We start from the raw sequence: 5,766 nt of genomic DNA, 5'->3' as shown, positions 1-5,766 counted from the left end.
GTTGTGTCACATTCGTGAAAACAGGGTAAAGATAGACGGCTCTAAGGGTGACTCAATGTTTGAGTCGCTCTTTAAATTTATATATTGTTTGAATAAGACTAAAACTATAGTATAATATCTGTCTCTTATACACATCTAGATGTGTATAAGAGACAGGTGTTGGATAGAGGAAAAATAAATTTCAAGGTGAAAATTATTTTATAAGTTTTTTACTTTTTTAATGGAAAAAATTTAAGGAGATAAACAAATGACTGTTAATAGAAAAAAAATGAAAGCTTTAATATTTTTACTTTTGTATTCACAACCGTTCTTTATGTATTTACCAATTATTTTGATTCATCCACTACTAAAAAAAATTATTCCGGTTGAGTATTTAAGTATTTTTCAGTGGGTAATCATATCAGTGTTCTCATTATTAGCTATGAAGTATATATTTTTCAGAAAAGAGTTAAATAATGAGCGGATATTGCACTTTATAGGATTAAAACCCATCAGAATAATTTACTTGTTAGAAGGTGTTATTGGTGGTGGTATTTTAAGTATGATTGTATGCTTTACAATCTTCAAAAATCTTTCTATTAACATGGACTTTGATTATAAAGGAATTTTACTAGCTACCCTCATAGGGTTTGTTCCCGTACTAATTCAAGCTGGAACAGAAGAAATAATTTTTAGGGGGACTATAAACTCTATATGTGAAAAAAAACTAAAAATTTCTTCTTGGACTGTTTCTTTATTTTCTTCTGTATTATTTGGGATGATCCATTGGGAAGCATATGGGCTAGGAAAAAATCCAGCGGCTCTCTGGATGATGCTAGCTGCTTTCTTAATGGGAATAGTTTTGTCAGGAGTAACTTTCCTCTCAAATTCATTATGGATAGCAATTGGTATCCATACTATTTGGAATGTTTTGGAATCTAGTATACTTGAACATACTATTGGTAAAGAGAAAGTAACTATGTTAACTAGTAACAATTCAAATTTCTTTTTTACTTCCTATGAATCTAATAGGTTGACTTTGATAGTTTTAACAATGTTAGCTATTTTCACTATGTATAAACTGATAAAAAACTCTACTAGAAAACCTGAATTAACAAAACCAAGGAATTAAGTGAGTATTGTAAAGACTAGGGGAAAAATTCTCTAGTCTTTTCTATTATTGTACAGTAAAAAATTGTACGGATTTCCCATTAACATAAAAAGTATAGACCAAACACAATTTTATGCTAAATGGCAAAAATAAGAAGGTTCTAAAAAATGGAATAAAATTTTAAAGTATCTTGAGTAAAGGCCTTTGAAATATATCCAACTTATTCACCGCAGATGAGTAAACCGGATTTTTAAGATAGTAGAAAATTTCTGATTGGCTAACTCAATTATTCCGTAGTCTTAGGATATTTTAGAATCAATCTTTTTTGTTAGTTTAGTGGGCATAACAATTCATAAATAATTCATATGTTGTTGGTATTGTCTGCTACGGAATGATCGTTGAAGATCTTTTTCAGAAAGAATCACTTCAATAGAATGTAAATTTAGTTGATGAGGTTTACTTGTATGATTTTCGAGTAATAGGAAATCAATAGTATGTGATCAATCAGTTATAGAAGAGTAAAACGAAAAATTTGGTAACAGCCTATAGACTTTCTTTTCTGATCGGTCAATTAGAGTGCCTATATTAAGATTAGAAAAATTATTTAACCATGAACCATAAGTCAAGGAGATAGCTATGTCTGAAAAAGATAAAGCTATCTCTTTTTCTTTTTCAAAGTTATCAACTTCAGAATAGCTATTTTTTTAATGATGCTACCTTCAGTGTTCTGTCTAATTGTTTTAACCGATTTCCAAGCATTTAACAAATCTGATCGCTTTATATATCTCCGCAGTACTTTTTCCATTAAATCGTCTTTGCTCTCTTTATTGCCTTGGCTAATCTTCTCTACAAGTTCAAAATTGTTAGGACTAACTTCAACGTCCTCAATTTTGGGCACAGTGATTCCTTTCTTTTTTGCTCTCTTTTGATAATCGGAATAAATTTCACCAGCTTTTTTTCGTTTCCAAATCAATGATTCAGTTACTCCAGGTTCATATGCTAGGTGTTTGATCCAGCGAGTAAATGATTTGTGTTCTGGTTTCCATAGATTTTTAATTTCAACTTCTCTGATCAATTCAAATAACCGAACCCAGGAACGCTTATCTTCAATCAGAATTTTTTCGATCTCTTCTTCAACCGTTTTGATGTTTGTCATTAAAAAGCTCCTTTTTCAATAGTTACTATAACGCGTTTTAGTAACTATTGAAAATAAAAATAATATAGTCAAAATAACTGATTTTTATGAATGCGACACAACCTTGTTGTGTCACATTCGTGAAAACAGGGTAAAGATAGACGGCTCTAAGGGTGACTCAATGTTTGAGTCGCTCTTTAAATTTATATATTGTTTGAATAAGACTAAAACTATAGTATAATATAATTAAGTCATATTTATAACGAGAGGAATTTTTTCATGAAAATTGTCCAACCAATCAGAGAAAAAAAGAAAATTGATGCAATGAAGGCGATTTTGTCTTCCGGAAAAATGGGATCAAGAAATATATTACTATTTTCGATTGGAATAAATACCGCCTATCGAATTTCAGATTTACGCCGATTGAAATTATCAGACGTCTTAATTATTTCTCGTGGTCGAGTGATCGCGAAGGAACGATTAGAAATGAAAGAACAAAAGACCGGTAAACACAATTCCATTATTATTTCGAATAAATTGAGAAAACAGATTTTAGAATATGTGAATGAAGCATTTCCTTCTCAGGTAGCAACAAATGATTTTGATCACTTTCTATTTCCAAGTCGAAAAGGAGAGGATCAGCCATTAAGCCGGCAAGCACTTTGGGATGTGTTAAGTAAAGCAGCAAAAAGTATAGGGATGAAAAATATCGGAAGTCACTCGATGAGAAAAACATTTGGGTATTTTCTTTATAAGAATGGGACACATATTGAGATCATACAGGAGCTATTAAATCATTCATCGCAGCGTGAGACATTACGCTATATTGGAATCACACAAGAGGATAAAGATACGGCAGTCATGAGTTTGGATTTATAGTGTGAGACTATTTACTATATAATAGAAGAAACACGTCATTTTTTTCGAAAAGAAGCCATCATGTGAGTAGATTAGAATACAATAAAGGTCCTGAATAGATTCACAAATGAATGAACTAAAAGTAGTAGGAATCTGATGAGCAATGCTTGATCGGTATAAGAAATAAGAAAATACCAGGAGGGAAAATATGTTAACAAATAAATTAGGCATTACAAATCAAGTTGAATTAGCAAGAGTAGGAGAAAAGCTTAGTAAATTGAATGCAAAGGAATTATACGATAGTGGGGACATTGATAAACTAGAAGTAGGAACATTCAAAGGGCTAGCAGATATTCATCAGTACCTTTTCTCAGATATTTATGAATTTGCCGGTGAAATTAGAACGGTAAATATTGCTAAAGGAAATTTTAGATTTGCGCCGGTTATGTATTTGAACGTCTCATTAGATCACATTGATCAAATGCCGCAATCTAACATCGATGAAATTGTAGCAAAGTATGTTGAGATGAACATTGCACACCCTTTTCGTGAGGGGAACGGGCGTAGTACAAGAATATGGTTAAATCTAATTCTGAAGCAGGAAATCAACCAAGTAATCGATTGGAATCTTATCAACAAAGAAGATTATCTTTCTGCAATGGAACGTAGTCCGATCAATGATTTAGAAATTGCTCATTTGACCAAGCAAGCACTAACGTCTTTAGTAAACGATCGTGAAACATATATGAAAGGTATCGATGTTAGTTACTACTATGAAGGATATACAGAGTTCAATACTGAAGACTTGTAATCAGAAAAAAAGCTAAAATGTCACCAAAACTTATAGCTAAATCTATATTCGGTAAAACTACGTTAACGGTAGAGAGATTCTAAGCTCATTTCAACTTTTAAACTGAGGTATTATCTTGAACAAGCAATCTAGTGTTCACCTAAAACGACATTTTAAGTAAAATAAAAAAGTTGTCCCAAAACTAGAACAACTTTCAGTAATATCAGCATTTTGCGTTCATTAGATCATGGAATAGACAAATTACCGAAAACACTCGTTTTTGGTATAAAAGCTTGTTTCCTTGCATTTAATGTTAAAGGAATGAAGCAGCATTGTCAATTTGAAAAAGGATGAATAACTCTTATAAACAAAAAGACCTACCTTTGGGGAAGGTAGGAAAAGGAGTTAAAAATGAAAAAGTTTTGTTTGTTAGGGTTGTTTGTTTGGTATGAGTAAATAATACAATTGAAATTTGAATTATTTGTGATGAATTAGTATAGAATTTCTGAAATAAAATAGGTGTAACGATTCTCAAAAAGGATCAGAAAGAAGGCGAATAAATGGAGTTTAAAGATTTTCAAAAGAAGAATATACCAGGATTATCTTTTTATGGTGATGTGACAGAAAAAGGACTGGTAAACTTAAAGGATAGTTACACAGATTCTGAAGTGCTAGAAAAGGAATCCAAGTGTTGCAAGTTGGAAGGTTTTCTATGGCCAAGTATTGATCAAGACTTCATTGATGATAAAGGAAAAAAAGTGGTGTTTGCCAAAGTTCCAAGTGAAGTGAATAGTATGAATTTTAAAGGACCATTTTACAGAGAAATACTAAAATTACACAACATACTGAAGTTTGAATCTATTAGATGGTATGTAAACATAAATCGTGAATTTTATGTTCAAGTGATTTTTTCGTAATTCTCAAAAACGATCGTTCGTAAAATGGAAGAAAATTCTCCGGCAGCAGCAGCTGATTTTCCAGGATAATTTTTCTAAAGGCGAACGGTAAAAATTCCTGAAGCTGAAAATAGTTCGGCTTCTCAAAAAGAATCGGTAGCAGCATAAATGAGATCCAAATAATGCTAGAAAAGTTGGTGAGTTATGAAAGTATTGTTATCTATTAAACCTGAATTTGTGGAGAAAATAATTGCTGGAACAAAAAGGTTTGAATACAGATCTAGGATGTTTAAAAATAAAAATGTTTCGTCTGTCATTATTTATTCCACTGTGCCTGTAGGTAAAGTTATAGGTGAATTCACTATTGAAGATATTATTGAAGACACACCTGAAAAACTTTGGCAGAGAACGAAAGAGTATTCAGGAATAACTGAATCATTCTTCAAGGGATATTTTAGTGGCAAAGAGAAAGGGTACGCGATTCAAATAAAGAACTTTCTTGAATATGAAAGACCTTTAGACTTGAAAGAAATAGGTGTAGGTGCAGCACCACAATCATTTAAGTATATCGAAAAATGATCGATAACTGCATGCATGAGATCTAATAGAAACCAACAAGAATCGAAAGGAATATTGAAATATGAATATAGATGAGATTACAGAACGAAACGAATTCCTTTTAAGAGAAGGTATTTATATTAAAAAGTATCTAAATAGTATGCAAGCAATTATTGATTTGAAATCTAAAAACTATAATGATTTTAAAAAAGCATGGAAATTTTTCAATAGTTCATATGACTGTCTACGATTCACTTATATATCGACGATTTGTCGTAGTTATGATAAAAATGGGAAATATAACATTTATAAACATTTGAACACAGCGATAAATCATGCAAAAAAGATAAATGATCATTACGTAGCAATTACAGATAATGAATTTATTGATCTTAATAAGATCACTTTCAAATCAGTTAAAGAGCAATTGAATAGTTTC

General features: G+C 31.3%; 7 protein-coding genes. 6 read left to right on the top strand and 1 reads right to left on the bottom strand.

Features of this window, described 5'->3' with window-relative positions; genetic code table 11:
- Positions 1–247: 247 nt before the first annotated feature.
- On the top strand, positions 248–1,111 hold the full coding sequence (locus A5819_RS17535; protein WP_086282100.1) for a CPBP family intramembrane glutamic endopeptidase: 864 nt from the start codon (positions 248–250) through the stop codon (positions 1,109–1,111).
- A gap of 634 nt (positions 1,112–1,745) precedes the next feature.
- Here A5819_RS17535 and A5819_RS17530 read toward each other — a convergent pair.
- Positions 1,746–2,246: a hypothetical protein gene (locus tag A5819_RS17530; protein ID WP_086282102.1), complete on the bottom strand. Its 501-nt coding sequence runs from the start codon at positions 2,244–2,246 to the stop codon at positions 1,746–1,748.
- A 258-nt stretch (positions 2,247–2,504) separates the two neighbouring features.
- Here A5819_RS17530 and A5819_RS17525 point away from each other — a divergent pair, with 258 nt between their 5' ends.
- The 5 genes from A5819_RS17525 to A5819_RS19540 all read left to right on the top strand — a co-directional run.
- On the top strand, positions 2,505–3,104 hold the full coding sequence (locus A5819_RS17525) for a site-specific integrase (protein WP_086281960.1): 600 nt from the start codon (positions 2,505–2,507) through the stop codon (positions 3,102–3,104).
- 187 nt (positions 3,105–3,291) lie between these two features.
- A complete protein-coding gene (fic, locus tag A5819_RS17520; protein ID WP_086282104.1) occupies positions 3,292–3,894 on the top strand; it encodes a protein adenylyltransferase Fic in 603 nt (200 codons plus the stop codon).
- 539 nt (positions 3,895–4,433) lie between these two features.
- Entirely contained in the window at positions 4,434–4,790 is a 357-nt protein-coding gene (locus tag A5819_RS17515; protein WP_086282106.1) for a hypothetical protein, read from the top strand.
- A gap of 183 nt (positions 4,791–4,973) precedes the next feature.
- Positions 4,974–5,348 carry an ASCH domain-containing protein gene (locus A5819_RS17510; RefSeq protein ID WP_086282108.1) on the top strand — a complete coding sequence of 125 codons (375 nt, stop codon included), beginning with the start codon at positions 4,974–4,976 and terminating at the stop codon, positions 5,346–5,348.
- Between the two features lie 61 nt (positions 5,349–5,409).
- Positions 5,410–5,766, top strand: a 357-nt coding sequence (locus A5819_RS19540) for a hypothetical protein (protein ID WP_217809039.1), incomplete at its 3' end; no start/stop codon positions are given.

Source organism: Enterococcus sp. 7E2_DIV0204 (assembly GCF_002140855.1).
Lineage (GTDB): Bacteria > Bacillota > Bacilli > Lactobacillales > Enterococcaceae > Enterococcus_L > Enterococcus_L lemimoniae.
The sequence above is the reverse complement of the archived record's forward strand: the minus strand, read 5'-3'. Positions and strand labels throughout refer to the sequence as shown.